This window comes from Polaromonas sp. 39-63-25 (assembly GCF_002278925.1).
GTDB lineage: Bacteria > Pseudomonadota > Gammaproteobacteria > Burkholderiales > Burkholderiaceae_C > Polaromonas.
Genome location: NZ_NCJH01000010.1, coordinates 18,417 through 40,058, shown reverse-complemented (window position 1 = coordinate 40,058; position 21,642 = coordinate 18,417). Strand labels below are relative to the sequence as shown.

General features: G+C 55.8%; 17 protein-coding genes. 5 read left to right on the top strand and 12 right to left on the bottom strand.

The window, feature by feature from the left end:
- Positions 1-171: 171 nt before the first annotated feature.
- Together B7X65_RS13640 and B7X65_RS13635 are read right to left on the bottom strand one after the other, a co-directional pair.
- Positions 172-1,149, bottom strand: a complete 978-nt coding sequence (locus tag B7X65_RS13640; protein WP_293594846.1) for a DUF2726 domain-containing protein — start codon at positions 1,147-1,149, stop codon at positions 172-174.
- Between the two features lie 508 nt (positions 1,150-1,657).
- Positions 1,658-1,858: a helix-turn-helix transcriptional regulator gene (locus tag B7X65_RS13635; protein WP_255250131.1), complete on the bottom strand. Its 201-nt coding sequence runs from the start codon at positions 1,856-1,858 to the stop codon at positions 1,658-1,660.
- Positions 1,859-2,237: 379 nt separating this feature from the next.
- Between B7X65_RS13635 and B7X65_RS13630 the strand changes: the two genes are divergently transcribed.
- On the top strand, positions 2,238-2,387 hold the full coding sequence (locus tag B7X65_RS13630) for a hypothetical protein (RefSeq protein WP_176491448.1): 150 nt from the start codon (positions 2,238-2,240) through the stop codon (positions 2,385-2,387).
- Between the two features lie 17 nt (positions 2,388-2,404).
- Here the strand turns inward: B7X65_RS13630 and B7X65_RS13625 are convergent, their stop codons facing one another.
- Both B7X65_RS13625 and B7X65_RS13620 read right to left on the bottom strand, forming a co-directional pair.
- Complete coding sequence (locus B7X65_RS13625; RefSeq protein WP_293594845.1) at positions 2,405-3,430, bottom strand: nucleotidyl transferase AbiEii/AbiGii toxin family protein; 1,026 nt, start codon at positions 3,428-3,430, stop codon at positions 2,405-2,407.
- Complete coding sequence (locus B7X65_RS13620; RefSeq protein WP_141396432.1) at positions 3,423-4,016, bottom strand: DUF6088 family protein; 594 nt, start codon at positions 4,014-4,016, stop codon at positions 3,423-3,425. Before B7X65_RS13620 ends, B7X65_RS13625 begins: the two co-directional genes overlap by 8 nt.
- 100 nt (positions 4,017-4,116) lie before the next feature.
- Between B7X65_RS13620 and B7X65_RS13615 the strand changes: the two genes are divergently transcribed.
- The 3 genes from B7X65_RS13615 to B7X65_RS13605 all read left to right on the top strand — a co-directional run bounded on the left by B7X65_RS13615 (position 4,117) and on the right by B7X65_RS13605 (position 7,745).
- Positions 4,117-4,758, top strand: coding sequence for a hypothetical protein (locus B7X65_RS13615; protein ID WP_293594844.1), 642 nt, complete (start codon positions 4,117-4,119; stop codon positions 4,756-4,758).
- Positions 4,755-5,939: an XRE family transcriptional regulator gene (locus B7X65_RS13610; protein WP_293594843.1), complete on the top strand. Its 1,185-nt coding sequence runs from the start codon at positions 4,755-4,757 to the stop codon at positions 5,937-5,939. The genes B7X65_RS13615 and B7X65_RS13610 overlap by 4 nt, the downstream gene beginning before the upstream one ends.
- Positions 5,940-6,365: 426 nt before the next feature.
- Positions 6,366-7,745: an ATP-binding protein gene (locus B7X65_RS13605; RefSeq protein WP_293594842.1), complete on the top strand. Its 1,380-nt coding sequence runs from the start codon at positions 6,366-6,368 to the stop codon at positions 7,743-7,745.
- A gap of 274 nt (positions 7,746-8,019) precedes the next feature.
- Here the strand turns inward: B7X65_RS13605 and B7X65_RS13600 are convergent, their stop codons facing one another.
- The 6 genes from B7X65_RS13600 to B7X65_RS13575 all read right to left on the bottom strand — a co-directional run bounded on the left by B7X65_RS13600 (position 8,020) and on the right by B7X65_RS13575 (position 19,368).
- On the bottom strand, positions 8,020-9,966 hold the full coding sequence (locus B7X65_RS13600; RefSeq protein ID WP_293594841.1) for an SIR2 family protein: 1,947 nt from the start codon (positions 9,964-9,966) through the stop codon (positions 8,020-8,022).
- A gap of 28 nt (positions 9,967-9,994) precedes the next feature.
- Positions 9,995-11,089 carry a restriction endonuclease subunit S gene (locus B7X65_RS13595; protein WP_293594954.1) on the bottom strand — a complete coding sequence of 365 codons (1,095 nt, stop codon included), beginning with the start codon at positions 11,087-11,089 and terminating at the stop codon, positions 9,995-9,997.
- Positions 11,089-12,630, bottom strand: a complete 1,542-nt coding sequence (locus tag B7X65_RS13590; RefSeq protein ID WP_293594840.1) for a class I SAM-dependent DNA methyltransferase — start codon at positions 12,628-12,630, stop codon at positions 11,089-11,091. The genes B7X65_RS13595 and B7X65_RS13590 overlap by 1 nt, the downstream gene beginning before the upstream one ends.
- Before the next feature lie 148 nt (positions 12,631-12,778).
- The gene (locus B7X65_RS13585) at positions 12,779-16,195 is read right to left on the bottom strand and encodes a DEAD/DEAH box helicase family protein (protein ID WP_293594839.1); all 3,417 of its coding nucleotides are present in this window, start codon (positions 16,193-16,195) and stop codon (positions 12,779-12,781) included.
- 65 nt (positions 16,196-16,260) lie between these two features.
- Positions 16,261-17,793, bottom strand: coding sequence for a sigma-54 dependent transcriptional regulator (locus tag B7X65_RS13580; protein WP_293594838.1), 1,533 nt, complete (start codon positions 17,791-17,793; stop codon positions 16,261-16,263).
- A 582-nt stretch (positions 17,794-18,375) separates the two neighbouring features.
- Entirely contained in the window at positions 18,376-19,368 is a 993-nt protein-coding gene (locus tag B7X65_RS13575) for a 5'-nucleotidase (protein ID WP_293594837.1), read from the bottom strand.
- Here B7X65_RS13575 and B7X65_RS13570 point away from each other — a divergent pair.
- Complete coding sequence (locus B7X65_RS13570; protein ID WP_293594836.1) at positions 19,362-20,603, top strand: dienelactone hydrolase family protein; 1,242 nt, start codon at positions 19,362-19,364, stop codon at positions 20,601-20,603. The two genes, B7X65_RS13575 and B7X65_RS13570, sit on opposite strands and share 7 nt — an antisense overlap.
- Before the next feature lie 25 nt (positions 20,604-20,628).
- On the opposite strand, the gene B7X65_RS13565 is transcribed toward B7X65_RS13570, so the two are convergent.
- Complete coding sequence (locus B7X65_RS13565; protein WP_293594835.1) at positions 20,629-21,066, bottom strand: helix-turn-helix transcriptional regulator; 438 nt, start codon at positions 21,064-21,066, stop codon at positions 20,629-20,631.
- A gap of 168 nt (positions 21,067-21,234) precedes the next feature.
- Complete coding sequence (locus tag B7X65_RS13560) at positions 21,235-21,636, bottom strand: lecithin retinol acyltransferase family protein (RefSeq protein WP_293594834.1); 402 nt, start codon at positions 21,634-21,636, stop codon at positions 21,235-21,237.
- Positions 21,637-21,642 lie beyond the last annotated feature (6 nt).

The window sequence follows — 21,642 nt, the reverse complement described above, 5'->3', positions numbered from 1 at the left end:
GAGTGGGCTGCGGTAGGTGACCTGATTTGCACCAACGCCAGACGGTTGCCGGCGAGATTGCGAAGAGGGCAGAGACAACGGGAAGCCTGACGCCCGCAGATGAAGGAAGACTATCAAAGTTCGCGAAGGCCGATCGATCGGTATCCCTCATATTCCTGACCTCCTATGTCATTACCAGCGGCGTACAGTTTCTGCATTTGCCGGAGCTAATCCATCGTGGGTGCGTCGGGGGCGCATACGCCTGGGACGTATTGTGTCTAGGGCACGCTCGGCGCTCAGAAGGTCATAAAAATCTTCCGCGCGAACCGTACGCGGATCTGCAGGCCGAATTCTGAACAGAGGCAATCCTGCCAGCTGAAATAGCTTGTTTTTTATGTCGTCGCGACGCGCCGCGGCTTCAGCGTCATGCCATTCTGAGTCCAGCTCGAACCCCGCTATCGGATCCTCGTCGCAGGTGCATAAAAGAATGTCGACCTGCGACTGCCATGCAAATTGCTGAAAACTTTTAGAAATTGAGAGGCCAAGTGCATCTAGATCGATGAAGTTGCGCAGTGCGATGTTTGGATAAGACAGCATCGACGGGAAATATTGGCGGATCGCACGCAGAAACTCTCTTTCCTGATTGCTTGCGCACAAGTTCCGTCGAAAGTCGAACCCATCGGAAGCGGACCAGGTGCGAATGGAATATGTACTAACGATCGAAACGCGCTTCATCTGTGAAGCCTCTTGGGAAGGAGTGGACACAGGTTGTCGACCAATCGTGTCAGGAATTTGAGTCGCTATCTCAATACCAATCGGCAAAGGTTTCGCCGGCAAGCCAGTAGTCATCGCTAGCGTCTTCAGCGCGTCATCAATGTTCTGATTGATCATGACTCTTAGATCGTTCTCAACTAGCAGCAAGCTTCCGTTCATCGTAAGCCGCCATAGCGTGACCAGCGTTTTGGCAGTGACACTGCCCTTTTCGAAGCCACTACGCAACGCCGACGGAAGAGCAACTTGTGTGAGGGGTATCGCGGCGGGCTCAAATGCTACGGTGAGCACGTACTGCTCATATGCCGCCAGGAAGCCATCAAGATCATCAACCTCCAGTCGTCTTCTCATATGCTTGATCGCAGCACTTACTCGAATTGGTTTCACAAAGAACTGCACTTATGTTCGATAGTGGGCCTTCAATCTGTAGAAGGTTGATCGCCGGAATTGAGAGGAGCGATCACGGCCCGTTATAAATTTATGTGAATTAATGTTTATGTGATTGAGAGCATATTCGAAGTGACTCCTTCTGTGAAGCAATACACCTTTTCAAGTCTCTTGAAATTAGGTAATGACAAGCATTTCGGCGTACCTCGAAAGGGCATGAATCGCTATGGATACTCATGAACCTCTGTGGCTCCGTGCGCAATTTTTGCGTTTTCGCCACAAAAGAGCGAAGCGCAAGTGCGCCGTCAGTATCGGGATGGCCTGTTGAATGCGATTTTTTGGGGTCTGGTTCAGGACGCTTCGGATGAGGCGCCCAAGTGTCCCCAGTTGCATCCAATCGAGACCCCCTGAGGTAACGAGCCTATTCCCGGTCAATTCTTCGGGAGAATGGCTGGTTAAAACAGTTTGGGGTTCAATATCTGTGAGGCGAGTTAATGCCCCTTAGCCCATCAAATGGCCGTTACTTGGTCTCGCCAGAGGACCTTACCTGTTCGAAGAACTCAAAAATCGAGAGGTTGAATGCACCGGCGATGACCTCAAGTGCATTGAGTGTTGGGTTGGCTTGACCCCGTTCAAGTCGGCTAAGGTAGGTTTGATAGAAGCCGCAGCGCTCACCAAAAACAACTTGGCTCATCCCGCTCTCAACACGGAGCTTGCGCACTGTCGTTCCCACTCTTAAGGCCAAGGTTTTCTTCACCTTGGTGAATATCTAGTCAATGCTCTAATTCGCATAAACACTAATTCATATATTTCGAGGGCATTGAAAGCGCTGATAACGAAAGCAGCTGCGCCATATCTCGGTAAAACGAAGACTGTTCGACGCGGACGCAGTCTGGTACCTTCACCCTAGCGGGATATCAGATATTCACCCGAGTCGGTAGGTGGCCTCGTGAACGCTCTTAGGTTTGATTTGGAACTGCTTGAGGACCCTGGCCCACGACGGTATCAATCAGCGGCCCTCCGGTTGCCATGGCCACGACTGCGCCCAGCGCGGTCTAATGTTCCGAAAGCGTGTTCCCCAGTTGCCTGATGGTGTCAGATTGCTTGAGCAACTGATTCCGAAACTGCCTCAGGAACTGGGCGGCAAGATCGTCACGAGTGCTGAACGACTACAGGTTGAAGGTGATGATGAACGGGCCAGAGAGTTCGGTGTCAAGGTTTGGAGTGATGGAGAATCTGGTCCTTCTTGACCCGTCTGTTTTTTCAGTCAGACCGAGCCCGTGTCGTTGGCGCGAACTTCAATTGCTAGGCCTGCCTCCATCAAGGCGTCAAAGGGCAAGGCATCTCCCACCATGACTTCGTCGGCCACCATATTTTTGTAGTCATCGGCCAGCGCATCTCTTGCCGCTCCCTCAGGAACAAGCTTTAACTGCCCATTCGTGGCGGAAAAGTAATCGATGATCTCGCCAGCGACGTTCTTCTCACTGAAAAAATACGTCTTATGCTCGGCGACGGCCTGCGCCACGGCCCGGTCCGTCACTGACCTCTCGTAATACCCACTGCGTGCAATTGCCGCCAAGTCATGCCAATGTCGCGCATACCGTTCGCCGCGTATGCGCCCTTGGGCGCAGTACACGTGGGCCGCGGTGGCTTTCTCCCAAAATGTCCGCGCCACGCTCATCACCATCGGTGATGCTTCCGGAAATTGGATGCCATCAATCTGGCCTGCCATGTCGCAGGTCACCGGAAGGATGCCATGCGGTTCGCCGGTTGCTCGTCCTCCAAATTCCAGCAAAACGACTGGGGCCACATATCCGGTGCCCTGGTTGATCGGTGGATAGCTCAAAAGAAGCTTGTCTCTCTCCTCGCCACCGATCTTCAAGGTCGCTTTCAGCCCGTCCCGCTCCAATGCCGCCGCGAGGATGGGCTTCACCGATTCTGCAATCCACCCCGGAAGCCGATCACGCACGGCCTTTGTCCACTTGCTTGCCTGGCTCCGGCTTGTGGGCAGGTAGTCGTCATTGCCCGTCAAGTCGCCGATCAGCTTGCGGATGTCATAGGTGAGGTCGATGTCCTCTGAAAATCTCTCAATGATCTTGTAGGCCTTGGACAAGGAGGTGCCGCCTTTGAAGGTCAGGTCGGCGGCCAAGGGCGAGTCGAATAGGGCGCCCAACGCCCACACCACCCATACGTCCTTTTCTAGCAGATGGGTGGGCCGGCCGGTCGTTTGGCGAACCTGCTCCAGCACTTCGCGCTGGTCATCTGGGCTCAACGCAACGAAGCGTTCAGCCACGGACGGCTTCCTCACCAATTGCCCGCGCCATCCATGAAGGCAACCCCGCGCGCGCGCCGGCCAGTGCTTGCCATTCCGAAGAGGGCAGCGTGCGCCGCAAGGTGGCCAGCGACTCGTTGACATGAGACGGACCCATCCAAGCCAAGGCCCGCACGGCGGCGCCGGCCGAGCCTCCCAAGGCCAGCATCCAGCGTGGGGCATGGTTGACGGCAACTTCGGAGCGCCCCAGCCGCAGTTTGCGAGAAGGGCCGGAGGTCAGGTAGACCTCCCGGATCGGAACTTGGCGGGTGAGGCCGAGCGCGTTCGCCGCACTCGCACCATGCGGAGTCACGGTTTCCCCGGTACGGGTCGACAACGCCTGCACGACCTTTTCCGGCGAGGGCGCACGGGTGCCGAACCGGGTGGTCACCGGAGTCACATAAGTACCACGCGCAACGCGCAGCAGGCGCCCCTCTTTGGTCAAGCGTGAAAGTGCCTGATCCACAGCAGCCCGGGTCCCCAAATGCAGAAATTCCTTGGGCGACAGGACGCCACCCTCAGGCAGAGACTGAGCGTGCAACAGGATGGTTTCAGGCAGCTTGGACATAGTGGTACTTTCAGATATCAGAATTTTAGCCGAGTTTCTGACATTTAGCATGATCCGTCTCGACGGCATGCAACCCAAAGAGGTTGACGACTGAAGAAATTTGCACAAAAATGACATTGACGAAATTAAGGATCTGCACAAAATGTCTCTGCCATTGCCCTCCACCTTCAATTCCGGCCTTACCTCGGCCCGCCTTCAATTGGTTGCGCAGTGGCTGCTGGAAGAGCTGTACGCCACGGAGGATGACCTCGTCCGATCTACGGACAATGGATACAGCCGAGGTTGCACGACATTCATGCGCCAGAAAAATCGGATCATCGCGGAAGCTTTCTCTGGACGGCATTCCTGGCTGGCACTGACCAACAGCAGCAACGCGCTGGTTTTCACGGTATCAGGCGTACCCTGCCGGTTTAGCAACGACGATCCTGCGAACCCGTCCAAAGATGCAGTCCTCACAGCCAACCGTTATCAGTTTGACTTTATGGAGTTCACCACGCCTGGCGAGCCCGGCCGGTTCTGCTTCATCATCGACCGCGGCCATGACGAGTCTGCCGAGCCGCGCGTCGAATTCCTGGGCTTCGCACCCAGTGGGGAAGTGGCATGCCGCTGGGTATCAGACAACTTCCGCATCCTTCGAGTCGAATCCCAGGAATCGCTCGCTCCCACAGTGCATGTGGCTAAACCCCAAGTCGCACCCAAGCGCCGCGACGAAGGCGACGCTACCTCCGAAGCCGCGCAATGAGCGAGTTTGTTGGAACCAACCTTCGACTCATCCGCCTCTTTCACGATCTGTCACTTACAGAACTGGGAGAGCAGGTCGGCGTATCCAAACAATTTCTCAGTCGGGTCGAGACCGGTGCGGAAGTCGTATCCGCCGCTCTAGAAGCTGCGTTGGCCGAGTCCTTGGCGGTGCTGCCTGACTTTTTCTATCACATCGACCCCAATCCCATCGTTGATGAGCAGTGCCACTTCAGACGGCAACTCACGACAAAGGTCGCTCTGCGCCAAGTGGGGCGAGCCCGTGGCGAGATTCTGAAACGCCTGGTGGGTGTGCTGGACGAGCACGTCGAGCTGCCACGCTACCAAGTGGGCGAAGCCGATCCCGAAACCCCCGAAATGATCGAGCATGCGGCCGAACGATTTCGGTCGCTGTTCGGACTGGGTCTCGGACCGTTGAGTAACGTTACGCGCATCGCAGAAAACGCCGGTGCCGTGGTACTAAAGGTACATGGCCTCGCGCCTGAAATCGACGCTGTCTCCTTCGCTACTAAACGACCCGTGATTGCGCTTAACGGTGATGGTCGATCCGCTTGCCGTGAGCGCTTCGGAATAGCGCATGAACTGGGCCATTTCTCCCTGCACATCGGTGTGCTGACCGGCGACCGCCTGACGGAGACCCAGGCCAACCGCTTCGCCAGTGCACTGTTGTTGCCGCGCAGCACGTTCGCCACGGAATGTCGAGTCGCCTTGCGCGGCACGCGGCTGAACTGGACCGGCCTCTCCGAACTCAAGCTGCGCTGGGGGGTATCCAAGGCCGCCATCATCTTTAGGGGGCGGCAACTAGGGGTGTTCTCGGATGACCAGGCGCGGTCTGGCTACGTAGGCCTCAATCGCCATGGCGAGGCCGTTAAGGAATCGGAAGACCATCTCATGGTCAACGAAGAACCCGAAGTCATCGCAGAGAGCTTGAAGGTCATGCGAGAGCACTTTGGCGTGCCGCAATCCGCAGTGGCCAGAGAGATGCGCGTGCAGCCCAAATTGCTGCAGGCGCTTCTTGAACCATCACAAGCCCAGGCAACCGGCAACGTCGTGAACTGGACCGGTTCGCTGTTAAAGGCTGAGCGCCCCACCGAGTCAACTGACTTTGTTGAAGGCAAGCTAGGAGCTACTGTGCTGACCTGGCCGAATGCCCGTCCACGCTGAGCATGGACGATTCCTCGTCACCGAAGCGTCAGCAGACGATCAAGTTGGCGATCGATAGTGAGACTGTTGAGCTTATGGCTTCGGAGGCATTGCTGGAGTTACCGGAGGCCGAATTCACCGGTCTCCGGAGGGAAGCTATGGCCGCGCGGTTGGAGCGTCGCCGCTGCGGCACCGCGATGCGATTTCAATGCGCCATTTGCCGTGGATCTCTGTATTTGTCCCGGCACATTCGAGGGTGGCAGAACCGATGGTTTGCACACTATGGCTCGGCCCAGCACTGTCCTTGGTATGAAGGTAGCTGCAAAGTACGCTGCGCCACCTAGACGGGCTGCATGACAAGGAAAGCGGTGTAGACAGACCCCTTCGACTAGGAGCGGGAAAATTGCTTCCACTCGAATACATTAGGTTCCAAATGGGAGGATCTTCATGTTGGATTCAAAATTGGATAGCCATGCTTTCGGTACCGAAATGGCCAGCCTCGTCTCGCCTGCTCGTCCAATCCAGAGCATTGAGTATCTGCATGGCCGCGCTAAAGAGCTTGAACGCATTAAGAGAGCATTGTTCGCTCCGGGAAGGCACATATTCATTTATGGAGACCGTGGCATCGGTAAATCTTCCCTAGCCGCCGCTGCAGCCGCGCAAGTCCAGTCAGCCGACTCTCCCTACATCGACGTTTCCTGTTCGACGGACTCGACGTTTCGCAGCGTGATTGCGAATATCGGATCGCAAGCGGTCAGGCTGAGTCGGATCCATAAAACCAAGAAGACACAGTCCGCCGGTTTTGAACTGCGGTTTCTTCGCGCCAGCGCAAGCGAAGAAGTCACCGAGAACGACCTTTACGATGTAATCCGCACCGTGGGAGACGCTGTCGAGATTCTGCGGGAGGTCGCTTCCGTTCATTCGGATCGCCCCGTCGTTGTGTTGGACGAGTTCGACCGGATGGTGGATGAGCGGGAGCGTGGACTTTTCTCGGATCTGGTTAAGCAGCTCGGCGACAAGAAGATCAACGTCACTTTCTTTTTCACGGGGGTCGCGCCAACGCTTGATCAGCTGTTGGGTGCGCATCCGTCCGCTATCCGTCAGTTTGAGACTATAGAGCTGCAGAAGTTAAATTGGACCGCCCGATGGGACATCACAGTGAACGCACTGGCCAAGTTTGGTGTAGAGATCGAAGATAACATTAGAGTGCGAATTGCCGCAGTTAGCGACGGCTATCCAGCCTATGTGCACTTGATAACCGAAAAATTACTTTGGCGATTGTGGGATGATCCAGCTGTCGTTGCAAATGTCGATTGGGGGCACTACAACGGCGCGATTCAAGATGCTATCGTCAGCGTCAATGCAGAACTGAAGCGCCCTTATGAGCAAGCCGTGAACCAGCGGACCGAGGACTTCGAAGAGGTGCTGTGGGCAGCTGCGGACTCTGAATATCTTGATCGTGATCTGCGGCAAATTTTTAGCTCATACAACTACGTTATGAGGCAACGCCCGGGTCGTGCGGCTATGGAGTACAAGCAGTTTGCCGTTACTCTCAACAAACTCAAGACAAAGTCCTGCGGAGAGATCATCGTGGCGTCGCGCTTCGATCGCCGCGGGTGGGTAGCCTACCGGGAGAGCATGTTGCGTGGCTACGCTCGGATGCGGGCTGAAGCCCGCAATATCAAGCTCGTGGGCGAGCAAGAAGCCCCGCGGCAGGTAATGCATGCGCCTGGTGGAGGCGGCCGTTCGTTCGGCCCGTCCATTCCGAAAGGTGTCCATACTGGACGCATCCGAATGCCTGAAGAAGATCAAACGACCGAAGAATAAGCGGCTAAGCGACCATTAAGGACAGTCGCGTTCAACGAACTCCGAGCACTGCCTCCCGGTAACAGCGCACGACTGCTTTCGGCCAGAAGCCGACGTTGGCGAGTGACCGGATTGGAGTAGCGAAATCTTCGCTCTTGTCCCCAAACTGCTTTGAAAAAAGACGTATGAGGGCGTCAACGTGATAATTAGCGACCGTCAATCAGGCCATGTAGGCCAGATCCCGAATGTCGCTGCGCAAGGCAGAGCGGTTCAGGCCATGCATCGGCAGCGCAACTCAATCAACCCGATGCTTTTTTGAAGCCAGCTTTTCAGCCTTTTCTAGGAGGCACATGATTGCCTCTATCAACTGTTCGGTGGTCGAATTTTGATCGCCCAGAATGGCTAACTCGTCCTTGCACTTGAGACCTGGAAGGTACTGCTCCGGATGGGCAACCGCTTGTTCCCATACGCGTTGTGCAACATGCCCACTCACCCCGATGGGGACAACAGGCTTACCCAGTCGCAAAGCAATCTGGACTTCTTCATCGACACCGGGAGAGGCAATCACAGTACCGTCGTCGCCGGTCTTGTTGCCTGAAACGACCACCATTGCCCCGACCCGGGAAATCATCTCTCCGCGATGCCGGGTGAAGGCTGCTGCCCGCTGAGCTGCAGGTGTACTGCCTGGGAAAGGGCGGATCAAAACACGCTCCTCAGGCTGTGCCTCTTTACTTTCATAAACGGCGCGGAACGCACCAAGAATGGATTGCTCTGCAATGCCCACACCGAAACCGGAAACCAGGTTGAAGCCACGCCGAATGATTTCGCCGCCGAGTGCGCGGCTCAGCTCATTCAGCCGGTCTTGCCCCAAGGGAGATGGATCACTTGCAGCCCCTGACATGAAGACACCACGTCGGGTGACATAGGCCTCCAAGGCCAGCAACAGCTCAGGAATGTGAGCGTACTCGTCCACCCAAACGGTTTGAATGCCATACCGCTTCAGGTCCTCGCTTTGCAGCCTGGCCTTGCGCTCGTCATAGGCGAGTTCTTCGGGCGATTTGGAGCCATCCGAATTGATCGTCGGGGGCCTGCGGGTGATCCAGTAGTGATCCCGCTTGTTTTGCCCAAGTTGCTCGCGCACCTTGGCCAAAATGCGCTCGACGTTTGGGTCCGTGAAACTGAAACCGAGGAACAGCAGCGTCTTCTCAATGAAGTCGCCTTTCAGGCTGTCCGTGAACAGACGGCGCGTGCGGTCGTAGTCTTCATAGTCCTCTTTGGTCAGAATCGCTTGATGAGGCTGAGTAATGCAGCCATGCATCTTGTAGAGCGTGACATCTCTGCCCCTACGCGCCTGAGCCAGGTTCTCGATCGAAAGCTTGACCTCCACGCGCCTGCCCGCGGCTTCATAGGCCTTCTCGAGCAGCTGCTCGTAGTTCGTGGTCCAAACGGTATCGATGGGCAGTCGCGCCACGATTTCAAGCAACGGCGTTGATCGGGCATCCCGGGTGAACGCTTCGATCAATTGCTGATTGATGTCGTGGCGACCACCTCTTGCATTGACCTGGTACTGCGCAATAGCCAGAAGGTCATGCTCCTTGTCGATGTCGAGATCCAGTTCCTCGGCCACCCAATCATCGAGGGCATCGAGATCAAATTCCTCATCAATCTCCCGCTCTTCCATGAAAATCGGATTCTCACGATTGATCCGCATCTTGGTATCGCGACCATCGGGCGTAGATTCAAACTTCACGCACCACTCGCCATTGGTGCCGATCTCATAGCCCACCACTAGTGGCTCATTGCGGAGATCGCTCCACCCGACGATTAGACGCACACTCACACTGAGCACCTTCCGCCGGATCGTCCCCAATGCCTCATAAAACCTCCAGACATCGGTGTCGTCCGTCTGCCAATCCTCAAACGCCTCGGGCACCAGCTCCGGGATGGGAGTCTCACCCAGCGCCATCTCAATCTCGATCTCGATGCGACTCTTCCGGTCGCGCCCATGCACCAGGTTCAGAAACCCGCCCAGGTCCACCGCGTCACCCCCTTGCAGGGTGCGGTCGGCATTGGCATTGTTGCGCTCCAGGATTTCGCGTACGTACTGCAGCGCGTGCAACACGCTGCTTTTGCCTGCGCTGTTGGCGCCGAAGAGCAAGGTGATGGGGCGAAGCTCGATAAGCACTTCGTCGGAGAAGCCCTTGAAGTTTTTGAGCGAAAGTGACTTGATCAGTGATGTCATACGGCTGAGGCGAGTGGCAGGTAGTAAGTTAGCTGAAGAAACTGGATGCCAACGATTCAACAAGGTGATCTGAATCGATCTCTCCAGTGCGCCCCTGCTTTAGGATCGACTCTGATCGCTGGCGAATTGCGAGGAACCGGTTGACGAGACCAAGAGGTGGCACCAAGACAGGAAGCGACTTGATCATTCCCAAGTTCAGGTTTTCCTGGTTCCCGCCACGGCCCATGGCACGCAAGTGCTCATACATCATAGAAAGCTGTACGTACAAGAAAAATGGGTCGATAGAGGCTGAGGGCAGTATGGCCGCACATGCCTGATTCGTGGCAGCCGGCATACCCAGCATGCCGACTTTCCCCCTCGTCTTACCTTGCCCGTACATCGCGATCAAGATAGTTCGTTCTGGGAATATTTTGCAATTCGTCTCATTTATGGCTGCATCGCTTATGTGCTCCTCCGCATTGGTGATCCAGGGAGAATCAACCTCCCCTGTCTTTATCCAGGCGTGTGCTCCACCAAAGAAGTCTGACCGTTCGCGACTGGGCGTGGCCCCAGTTGCTACCGAGCAAAGTTGTTCAATGACCTGGGTCGTGAACTGTTTGGTATTCGACACAGGGTCACCAAACATGTCGAAGAACACCGCCCGAAGGAATTCGTCGGCGAGGCGGATGGCTTCTCGGCGTTTGCGGCGCAGGCTGTCGGCCTTGTCGAGGATGGCGGCGATGCGCTGCTGCTCCCCAGGTGACGGTTTCGGAACACTGCAGTTCTTTAGAAATTTGAAGTGGCGGCTATAACCTAAGCTCTCCGGTAGTCGAACAGTTCTCAGGAAGTGGAACAAGAAGCGTGCGTCGAATCCCGGAAGGGGTTTCAACACCTTGACACCATCAGCGCCTAGCGCAAAGTCGAAATCTACGAACCTCAACGTTCGGGTGTGGTCGCCGAAAAGGATCACTGGACCATCGCGACGACAAACTGCAGTCAGGTTGTTAGTAAAGCCTGCAATCTCGGCCTGGCCCTGATCTATGACGGGGATGGCTCCTTCGGCCTGGTACTCGGTGGTGAGCAGTCGCTGGTTCCCGCCAGTGATGTCAAGTACCGCTTGCTCAAAGGGGACTCTGACTGTCATCACGTTAACAGGCCCTCTAGCTCGCTCAAGTCCCGCATGATCGCGGCTTCTAGCTCCTTCAAGCGGCCAAGGATCTGGATCGGGTCGTCGTGCTTATCAGCGACATGCTTCGTCACTTTGTATCTGTTGATCGACAAGTCATAGCTCTGCGCGCGAATGTCATCCGCAGACACCTCAAATGCTTTCGCCGTTCGATCGCTGAAATCGCTCTTGCCATCACACCACTGCAGGTACTTGGCTTGCACATCTGGCAGGTCGCCCTTGCCATTGCCAATCCTGTTCCGCTTGTCATCCAGTGTGAAACCATCCGCCTGAACGTCGTAGAAAAACACGTTCTCCGTCTTACCTCCCTTGGCGAAGACGATGATGGCGGTGGACACTCCCGCGTAGGGTTTGAACACGCCAGAGGGAAGTGAAATCACAGCCTCCAGCTGGTTGTTCTCGATCAGGTGATGGCGGAGCTGCACATGGGCCTTGCTGGAGCCGAAAAGCACGCCGTCGGGCACGATGGTGGCGCTTCGTCCGCCCACCTTGAGCATGCGCAGGATGAGGGCGATGAAAAGCAACTCAGTCTTCTTGGTCTTGACGGTGCGCAAGATGTCGGGCGCAACGTCTAGCTCGTCCAAGGTCCCCTTGAATGGCGGATTGGCCAGGATGAGGTTGAAAGCGTCTTTGGAGCCCTTGGGATGTCGCTCCTCGAAGCTCTGGCTCAGCGTGTCCTGGTAGTGCACATCGGGTTCGGCCACGCCGTGCATCACCAGATTCATGGTGGCGATGCGCAGCATGGTAGCGTCAAAGTCGTAGGCGTGGAACATGTCTGAGTCCACATGTTGACGGTGTTCACCCAGCAAATCGCCGCTATAGGTGATGTGCTCTTCACCATCGATGACTTCCACATGCTTGCCCGCCTCGCTGGTGTGTTGGCGCAGCAGGTAGTCGTAGGCTTCGATCAGAAAACCGGCCGTGCCGCAAGACGGATCGCAAATACGGTCTGTGGGTTGTGGCTGCATCAGCTCCACCATCATTCGAATGATGTGGCGCGGCGTGCGGAACTGGCCGTTGATGCCGGCGGTGGTGAGCTTGCTGAGCAGGTACTCATACAGGTCGCCCTTGGTGTCGCCACGCTCCAGTGGCAGGTCTTGTACGGCGTTGACGGCCTTAACCAGCAGCGTGGGCTTCTGGATCATGAGCTGCGCGTCTTTCATGAACGCGGCGAACTGGCTGCCCACACCGGTGCTGCGCTCAGCCAGGCGACGGAAGTGCGGGAATACCTTGTCGCGTACATGGGGCAGCATTTCATCAGCCCCATAGTGGCGCCAAGTCTCCCAGCGGCAGTCCTGATCGGCCTCGCCAAAGCGGCTGAGGTGCGGCTTGCGGGTCACGGAGCCGCGTTTTTCGTCTTTGCGCTCCTGCATGTCCAGCAAGCGGCTGTACATGAGGAAGGTAATTTGCTCGATGACGGTGAGCGGGTTGGTGATGCCGCCGGTCCAGAATTCAGTCCAAAGGCTGTCGATGCGGTTCTTGAGTTCGCCGGTAATCATGATTGCTTTGTTATGTTTTGTTGCTGAAGTTAATTTCAGCTGGTGGAAATTTGGGTACTCGCTCGCATGGCTGCCGCTGTGGTTCTCTATGTGGAGAGATATTAGGGTCTTCCGAGTGGGTCTAATTGCTCGTAAGTGGTGATGGGCTTCATGAAGCAGGCGACGGATTGAGTGGTTCACCGAAGCTGCGCACCAGTTGAACGATTTGATCGAGCTGGTGTTCATTGGGGAACACGCCGCCCAGGCCTTCGGAGTGAATGGTGGTGAACGGGGCCTCAAACAACTGCCCGAGGCTCAGGGCCCCGTATTGGCGGATGTTTTCCTTCAGAAGAGAAAGAAACCTCAGCTGGGTACTGGAAAGCGCATGGGCTTGAGCAAAGACGGTGAAACGCTCTTCCACCGCTTTGTGGTCATGCCCAACGATGCTGCGCAAGATGCTGGCCATGGGGACAGCGGTTTCAGGGAAAAACTCACGCAGTGTCGCCAGATCCACATTTGGGTTTCGGGTGTGCAGCAAGCTGTTGAGGCTATCCAGCTCGTCCAGCGAAACGGGTTCTCCCCTGCGAATTTTCTGAAGCACTGGGTCGGTATCAAACAATGGCTCCAGGGCGGACTGCACCGCTTTGCGGTAGATGCCGAAATCCACCGACTTGATCTTGGTCGGGCGTTCTTCAATGTGGTAATCGCCCGCGTCTTCGTGAATGTCCAATCGCGTCACCAATGACGGTGCCAATCCCACGGGAGCCTCTGCAAAGTGAATGACGCTGCGAAGCGCTTCGCGCATGGCGTCCAACTGCGCGAAGGTGGGCTGCAGCCAGAACGCATCTGAATGCAGCGCTATAAGCTCGGCCGCTTTGGCTCGAACGGGGTTCAGATGCGGGGGCAGACGGTCCACCCACTGTTGTATTTCGAGGCGACAGGGGTTGGCCGCTGCCGAATCTGAGATGGCGGCAGCCTGGGCTTTGCCCAACAACAGGTCCCAGCGCAAGGCCTCGCCCTGGCCCCGCACATCGAGAGCATTCATCAGAGGCGCCACGGTATCGAGCAAGAGTTGGCGGGTAACGGGCGCAAACTGGTGAACCAGCTTGGGATCTCGTGCCTGCTGAACGGCTTGCCAATGCTCGCGCACCGAAATCCCGCGATCTGGCAGCGCCAGTGCGTCTTGCTGGATCTGGATGGCCAGCGCGTCGAAAGCTGCAATCTCCGACTTGGCCAGTGCCAAGGTAGCCAACTCAATGCGCGCTTCATAGCGCCGCTGGGTCAAAGGCTTGGGTACCTTGGGTTCGACTTCTTCAACGTCCAGGTCGTGGTACGCGAAATTGCCCCAATGGTCAAAGATTAGGAACTCGGACTTATCTTTTCCCGCTCCAAACAGGTCTTTGCACAGGCGCGTACCGCGTCCAATCATCTGCCAAAACTTCACCTTGCTCTTCACCGGCTTGGCGAAGACCAGGTTCACGACCTCGGGCACATCGATACCAGTATCGAGCATATCCACAGAAATAGCGATACGGGGATCCAGCTTACCCTTGAAATCGTCGATGAGCTCTTCAGCGCGCGGTTCTTGTGAATGGATCACTCGGCAGAACTTGCCGGCGAACTGCGGGTACATCTCGTCGAACAACTCGGCGAGGAGGCGAGCGTGGTTGATGTTGCGGGCAAAGACGATGCTCTTGCCAGGCAACTGACCGTCGGCATCGCGAATACCGTTGTCCATCAGGTTGCGCAGGATGACACGGTTGGTGTCTTTGTTGAACACTGCATCGTCAATTTCCTGGGCATCGAACTCCAATGTGTTCGGGTCGATACCTTGGTCTTCAAGTTCAGCGATCTGCTCGTCGGTCAGGTGGGCGGCTTTGATGCCATCGCGCAAAAACTTGGTGGTGTGGGCGACCACCCGGAAAGGCACCAGATTGTGGTCGGCAATCGCTTGCTCCAAAGGGTAGTTGGCTGTGGGCAGTTTGTAATCGCAACCGAACAGCTGGCAGGTGCTGCGGCTGACCATTTCGACGGGCGTGGCGGTCAGACCAACCTGCAGCGCATCGAAATACTTGAAGAGATCACCGTACAAGTTGTAGACAGAGCGGTGTGACTCGTCGGCAATGATGAGGTCGAAGAAGCCCACATCGAACGACTCGTAGTCGTTGATCAGCCCTTGGTAGATGCCTATGTAGACCCGCGCATCGAGCTTGCCGATATCGTTTTGCTGCCCAATGACATACAGCGGCTCCTTGAGGAAATCATTGAAGGCGTTTTTGGCTTGTTTGCGCAGCTCTTTGCGGTCGCACAAGAACAGCACCCGCTTGACCCAGCGCGCCTCGATCAGCAGCTTGGTCAGCGAGATAGCGACCCGGGTCTTGCCGGTGCCGGTGGCTTGAACCACCAGGGCTTTACGATGGCGCTGGGTGAAACGCTCGGCGACACGGGTGATGCCTTCGATTTGGTACATGCGACCAGCGATCAGGGGATCGGGCCGGGTTTGGAGGAGATCCAGGCGCTCCTTGCGCTGAAAGCTGACCCGGTATTGGAGCGTGTCTTTGGAATAGAAACCGTACACGTAGCGCGGCGGGTAACCGGCAACGTCGTCCCACACCCAAATGTCATGGCCGTTGGTGAAGAAGATCATGGGCCGCTGGCCATGCATCTTTTCCAGCCCATCTGCATACAGACGCGCTTGCTCTTGGCCCACGCGGGCATCCACACTGGTCTTTTTGGCTTCTACGACTGCCAGCGGTTTGCCGTTGTCGTCCCACAAGACGTAGTCGCAGTAGCCTTTGGTGGTGGTTGTGGGCTGGTGCAGGACTTCGACTTCCTGTCCAACAGACTCGTTACTGGCCAGTCCCGCAGAAACATCCCAACCGGCCATGCGCAGATCGCGATCAATGAGCCACTTGCGGGTGTTGTCTTCGGAAAAGCGTAGCTGCTGGGCAGCCTTTGCGGCGCTTTGCGCAGTGCGTCTCAGCTCTGCCTCGTCTGGGCTGGGCTCTTTGGGAGGCTCTGTCTCGGAAGGCGTCTTGTCCGCTGCGCGAAGATCGGCCAGCTCCTGCAGCGCTTGGCGCAGGCGTTCTTCTTTCAGGTTGTTTTCAATGGCGAGCGCTTTGACCTTGCGCTTTACCTCGGCTTTGTTGTCAATTCCTTCCGCTGGCGGTATTTTGAAATCGGAAAAGTCATCGGGCTGGCCAGCCAGAAAAGTGACATGCAGCCAGCGGGCAAGTTGCCAGGCTTCCCGCACACAGCGCACAGCATCTTCAGCTTGCACGCCTTCACCATGGGCAGCCCGGTTGCCAAGCTTGCGAATGAGGTGCAGTTTGTCCAGGGGAAGGTCGGTCGCGACCATCTGAAAACTGGCGTTGTTCAGCAAATCGATGAAGTTGGACTGAGGAGCGCGCTGGAGTTTGAGCTTGACGTAGATGTGATCCACCACCCGCTCAGCAAAGTTACGCAACTTGACCAGCGAACTCTCAGGATCTGAATGGGCGTAGTGCTCCGCGTACCCGCCCATATTTGCGAGTTCGGGCCACACTGAGCGCAATGGCTCAAAGTTAAGCGATGTCAGATCTTGCATCCACATTTGGACGGCTTTCGCGTTGGTTCATGCCAACTAATCAGCGATAACCGTGCCAAGCCTCCCTAAGGTGATGATTTGTTATTTTCCATGCCCAGACGCTTCATCCAGTTTCCCAGCGTCTGGTAGTTATCGAAGCCTAACAGCTTGGTGGCGCCGGTCTTCTTCTGACCGGATTTCGTCATCGCTTGATCGATGAAGTCGCGAGCAACATCATCCAAATAGCTTTGCAAATCAATGCCTTGCCCAATTTTTCGAGCAGGTTGTCCATCAAACTTTGCCACCAGAGGAAGAAGCGCAGCCAAAACGTCTTGATCGGTGATTTCTGAACCCGTGGACCAGATCGCCGCTCGCAAAAGCGTGTGATACAACTCTCGGATATTGCCTGGCCAAGGCTGGGAAAGAAGAATATTTCTTGCTTCTACGGAAATATTTTTATGCTGAGCCTCGGGCTTGCCCTTTGCGTCGGCATTGATGATCTCCATAAAGTGAGCAACCAACACGCCAGCATCGCCATCACGCTCTCTGAGCGGCGGGAGGCGCAGGATTCCAACGGCCAGGCGATGGAAAAGATCCTCCCGGAAGCGTCCCGATGCCACGTCTTTCCCCAAATCACGGTGGGTCGCAGCCAGAATGCGGGTGTTGACCTTGACAGCGCCAGATTGCCCCATGGGCGTGACTTCGCCCGCCTGAAGAACTCGCAACAGCCGCACCTGGGTGTCCAGGGGCAGATCCCCAACCTCATCCAAGAAGAGGGTTCCTCCAGAGGCCTCCTGGAAATGCCCTTTACGGTCGGTGATCGCACCCGTGAACGCGCCCTTTTTATGCCCAAAGAGTTCCGAGTTGGCAAGCTCGGGGGGGATGGCTCCGCAGTTCACCGCAACAAATGGCTTTCCCGCGCGAGGACTGGCTGCGTGGATGGCCTCGGCGAAAAGCTCCTTGCCGGTACCGGTCTCTCCCAGAATCAAAACTGGGACGTCATAAGCGGCCATCCGACGAGCAAGCTGGATTTGCGCCTCAACCACCCGGCTCTTATGAATAACTTTGCCGAACTCCGGAGCGGGTTCTTTGGCAGCATCGGACAGCCGAGCGACCCGATCTCCACTGCGCTGCAGGTACTCTGGCAAAAAGTCGTTGGCGAGGTCGAAGAAGAAGTCGACCTGCTCTAGGCCACGTTCTCTGGATGTCTGGATCAGCTTCGCAGGAAAGCGGGTTTTGGCCAAGATGATCCAGATGGCTGCCATGGCAGGCGTGCCAGGGCTGAGATGAAAGGTGAGGTCGATCTCGTCGCGCGGAAGCCCTGCACCCACCAATTGACTACTGACCTGGGTATAGATCTCACCGTAATCAATTGGGCTGGACAAGTCGACCTGATACAGGTCCACGTCATCAGGCGCATATGCCGCCTTTTCCTCGAGCCACGCGCAAAACCGCTTGCTGCGTTCAAAGTCGTAGTTGGTCAGCAGGTAGACGCGGTTGTAGCGCTTGGTGCCTATCAGCGCCGTTGCAACCGGCCCAAGATCACCGCCGTGCGCCCCTTCCGCGCACTCGTGGTCCATCTTGCCTATCCAGGCCACTAACCACGATTGATTCTTCATGCGGCATGATAAACATTTTATAAAAAATAGTAAGAGCGTTTATATTTAGCAAATTCTCTTCTCTGGCCCTGGGCTTTGAATGTGACTGGTGATTGCGAGGCATAAAGTCCGTCGGGCTTTTCTCACAGCATGAAAAATGAGGATGAGAAAACGGCCTTGGCGGTAAGACATCCAGAAACGGCAACTGCTTTGGAGAAGGTAGGCGCTCGTCGGCAAACTGGCCAATATGCAACTTCGTAAATGTCGGCTTTGCGACGCTGATTTCCCGTGTATCGAATTCCGCTTTGTCGTCGAAACCAGTCGGTGCCTGACGACGGATGAAGGACCGCATTCAGTCTGAAACAGACAGTCGGCTAGTGTTGCACTAACGGCCGCTTCTGGCCGAAAGCAGTCGCAGCGGCTGGTTATCGATAATCGAACATTGCCGATAGTCAGCGTCCCAACGTAGCGAGCTGACTGCCGGCCTCTTTCTTACTGACACCTCGCAACGTGGCAATCGAAGAAAACTAGCTGACCCTGGGACGGGCATTCCAATTTTCCCATTTGTAAACAGATCTGTGATCGGTTGCAGACATCATCGAATTACGGCGCCTGAGGATCTAGCGCCTGCTGTGCTTTGGTAGCGACTTCGTGAACCGCGGCCTCAAGTTGTTCCCTATTCCTAAATCCGAACGGTATCCAAACCGACGGAACCACTGCAGAAGCTGGATCGAGATGAACGCGTTGGTCATCGAAGAATATGTGCGGCTTGAAAACTTCAAGTACTCGTTTTTTTTCGATCCCCCCCATCAAGAACAGTTCTGCGGCGTGCATACCCCAATCATCAAGTGTCGTGACAAGGCGTTCATTTGCGGGGTGGTTTCGTGCGGTCACAATGGCAACCCGCATAGCTGGGCGGTAGCTGCGATCTTCTGCGGCTCTTTTTGCTTCCAAGCGTTGAAAGTAGCCGATTTTCGTGAACAAATCCTTTAGGGGGCCGGGATCGTGTGGAACCGCAGACTTCTCCACCTCATGTTTGTGAAAGAGGTCCAATCCGCCATCCCCGTAAACAATTTCTGCCTTGTCATCGGCAAGAACGCCATCGAAGTCGAAAGCGATCCTAAAGTCGTGGTCGCTGTCATCGTCTTTGGTCGCGCCGGGAAGAACCAGGCCCGCAGGTAGACCTGCCGTAGTAGCAGCGACTACATCATCGGCATTCGCACTCAGGAATACTGAGGCATTGAAGGCGTCCACGAATGGGTAAGGATCTTGTCCCGAAAGAAATGCCCCACGGGATATGTCCAGTTGGTACTCCTTACAAGAGCGAAAGAAGCGCCGCCCAGTCTCTGGACTGTTCCGCGACAGCACGACGACTTCAACCGGTCTCTGAGCCGGGTACAAGTCGTTCAGGGCGAGGAGCCGTTTAACAAACGGGAAGGCGACTCCTCTCTCAAGACGCTCGTCCAAACGCTCACGCTGGTACGATCGGTAAGCCTCAATTCCTTCCTGATCAAAAACCCTATTCGCATCCTCCAAGTCGAACACGGCGCGACTGGAAACAGCGACCACTAGCTTCCGCTCAATAGGATATGCCACGCAAACTCCTCCAAGTCACCAATCTTAACGCGGACATGCAGTGCACAGCACTTCGTAGCGAGTCAGCTTCAGGCGGAAAGCTGTTGCAACGGCTGATCATCGATAAGGACATATGGTCGGTAGCGATGCTGAGGCGGATGGCGCAAGTTATGGCGTTGGCTGTGTCCAGCGTCGGCAATGCCGTGCCACTAGCAGATCTAAGCGGAGGCCAGACGGGCCGGATTGAATTCATGGCGTCTAATCCACCTCATCGGTGGGCGCTCATTCGAGGGGAGCTTGGGCCACGGCAGGCCATTTACGGCGATCTGCTGTTGCCACCAACTCCGAATGCGAAGATCCCAGCGGTTGTCATGAGTCATGGCAGTGATGGGATAACGGAAGGTATGCGGGAGGTCTGGGCTAAACCTTTCCTGGCCGCTGGGTATGCTGTTTTCATGGTGGACAGCTTTTCCCCACGTGATAGCGCAAAGATTGCTGGGACCGGAGCGCAGTTGACATGGAATACCACAGTCAACATTTCTGACGCTATCTATGCTCTCAAGCTGTTGACAAGTCATCCTAAGATTGACGCGTCTCGCATTTTTCACCTTGGTTGGTCACGTGGCGGAAGCGCAGTCACAGGAGCAATGTGGCCAAATTATAGATTTCCAATCACCCAGGCGGAGTCGATTAAGTGGGCTGGCAGCATACCTGTATATCCAGGCTGCAACCTACGCTATAGAAACCCAACCCTGAAGGTCAGTGCTCCTGTCCTTTACCTCTTTGCCGAAAAAGACGATATGACCCCCGCTGAGCCATGCGTCGAAGAAGTAAATTTGTTAGCTGCAGAGGGCAATGCAGTTCAATACAAGGTTTACCCTGGGGCTTATCATGTATTCGACCGCTTGAATCAGGCGCGCCAAAGCTTCCGTGAAGGTACATATGCGCGCTGCGCAGTGGATGTAGTGATGCCTTCGCATGTCTCTGACAGGAAGTGGGGTCCAGCATTCAATCGCGCGACCAAGACCACTCTGGAGACGCCACCCGAATGGGAGGCAGCGGTCAAAGATTGTGCGGGAACCTTTTGGATCACAAGTGCAACGGATGTCAAGGCAAGAGAGCAAGCGGTAAAAGATGCGCTTGAATTCATGGACCGCACTAGCAGGGCTTTAGCCCAAGAAAGCAAGCCTACAACAGACAAGGCCGAGATCGATAAGCGCGCGGAAGAAATCTTGCGGCTGGTAAATTTCAAGTAGTTGAAGAGTGCTGAGATGGCAAGAGTCAGCGCGACGGTGCCGCAAGCTGACTGGCAGCCTCTTTCTTACTCATCCCTCGCAGCGCTGCAATCGAAGCAAACTGGCTGGCCCTTGGTCGCGTCTTTCCGTTTTCCCATTTGTAAACAGATTGATCTGAAACTCCCAGAAGAAGGGCAGCTTCCGATGCCGACAGCCCCAGCCTTTTCCTTTGCGCCTGCAAGCCGCTCGCGCTAAAACGGAAAGCGTTGGCCGGCTGATCGACCGCGGCGCCTGGCGCCTTCTTGGCGGAACCTTTGCTCAGACGTCCAACAAGTTTCTCGAGCACTGCAATACGACGTTTCAGGGCTGCTATGTCTGAACGGTAATGAGCCGACGCCTTCTTGAGCTGCTGTGTTTCAGTTCGCATTTCCTTCCGCGCAACGCGTGCGATTTCTTCTTTCAGGACGCTGGCGATATTGGGCATAGCTTTTACTTGTAGTGAACCAGCTTCGATCATAAATCGTCGATGCTCGTTCAAACTCGTCCTATCGACTTCCGCGTCCAAGCGGTCTAACTACGCCTCGCCGCCTGCCCGAGCTCTTAAAAGTCAGGCTGCGGGCCGTTGGCGTAGGCGCCGACTAACTTGAGCAAGCTACGAGCGTCCCTTAGATGGTACGGCCAGCAACAAGCTAAGCCCGGTCATGATGGCAAATGCGAGTTGCGGGCTTTCAGGCGCGCGCCCCAAAGCATGGCTCACGAAGTGTTCACAATTCCAGGTGAAGAGATCGTAGCGTTGCCCTAGCTTCGCGCGAGCCCTTGAAAGGATCTCGTAGTTGGTCAGGGTCGTCGGCTCATCTACTAGTTCAGGGAGAAAGCCGCCTAAGAACTCGCTTAAACGCTCCTCCACCACCTTTCCTCTGCGATTTGAGCAACAGATCACCAATTGCTCCCCGCTTTCCCACCGATCAGTCACGATTCCGGTGTGTTTGTAGAACAATCGGGAGGTTTTCAAGACTTGCCCCACCTTGTACACTGCACGTTCTGTCACTTTCATATCTTC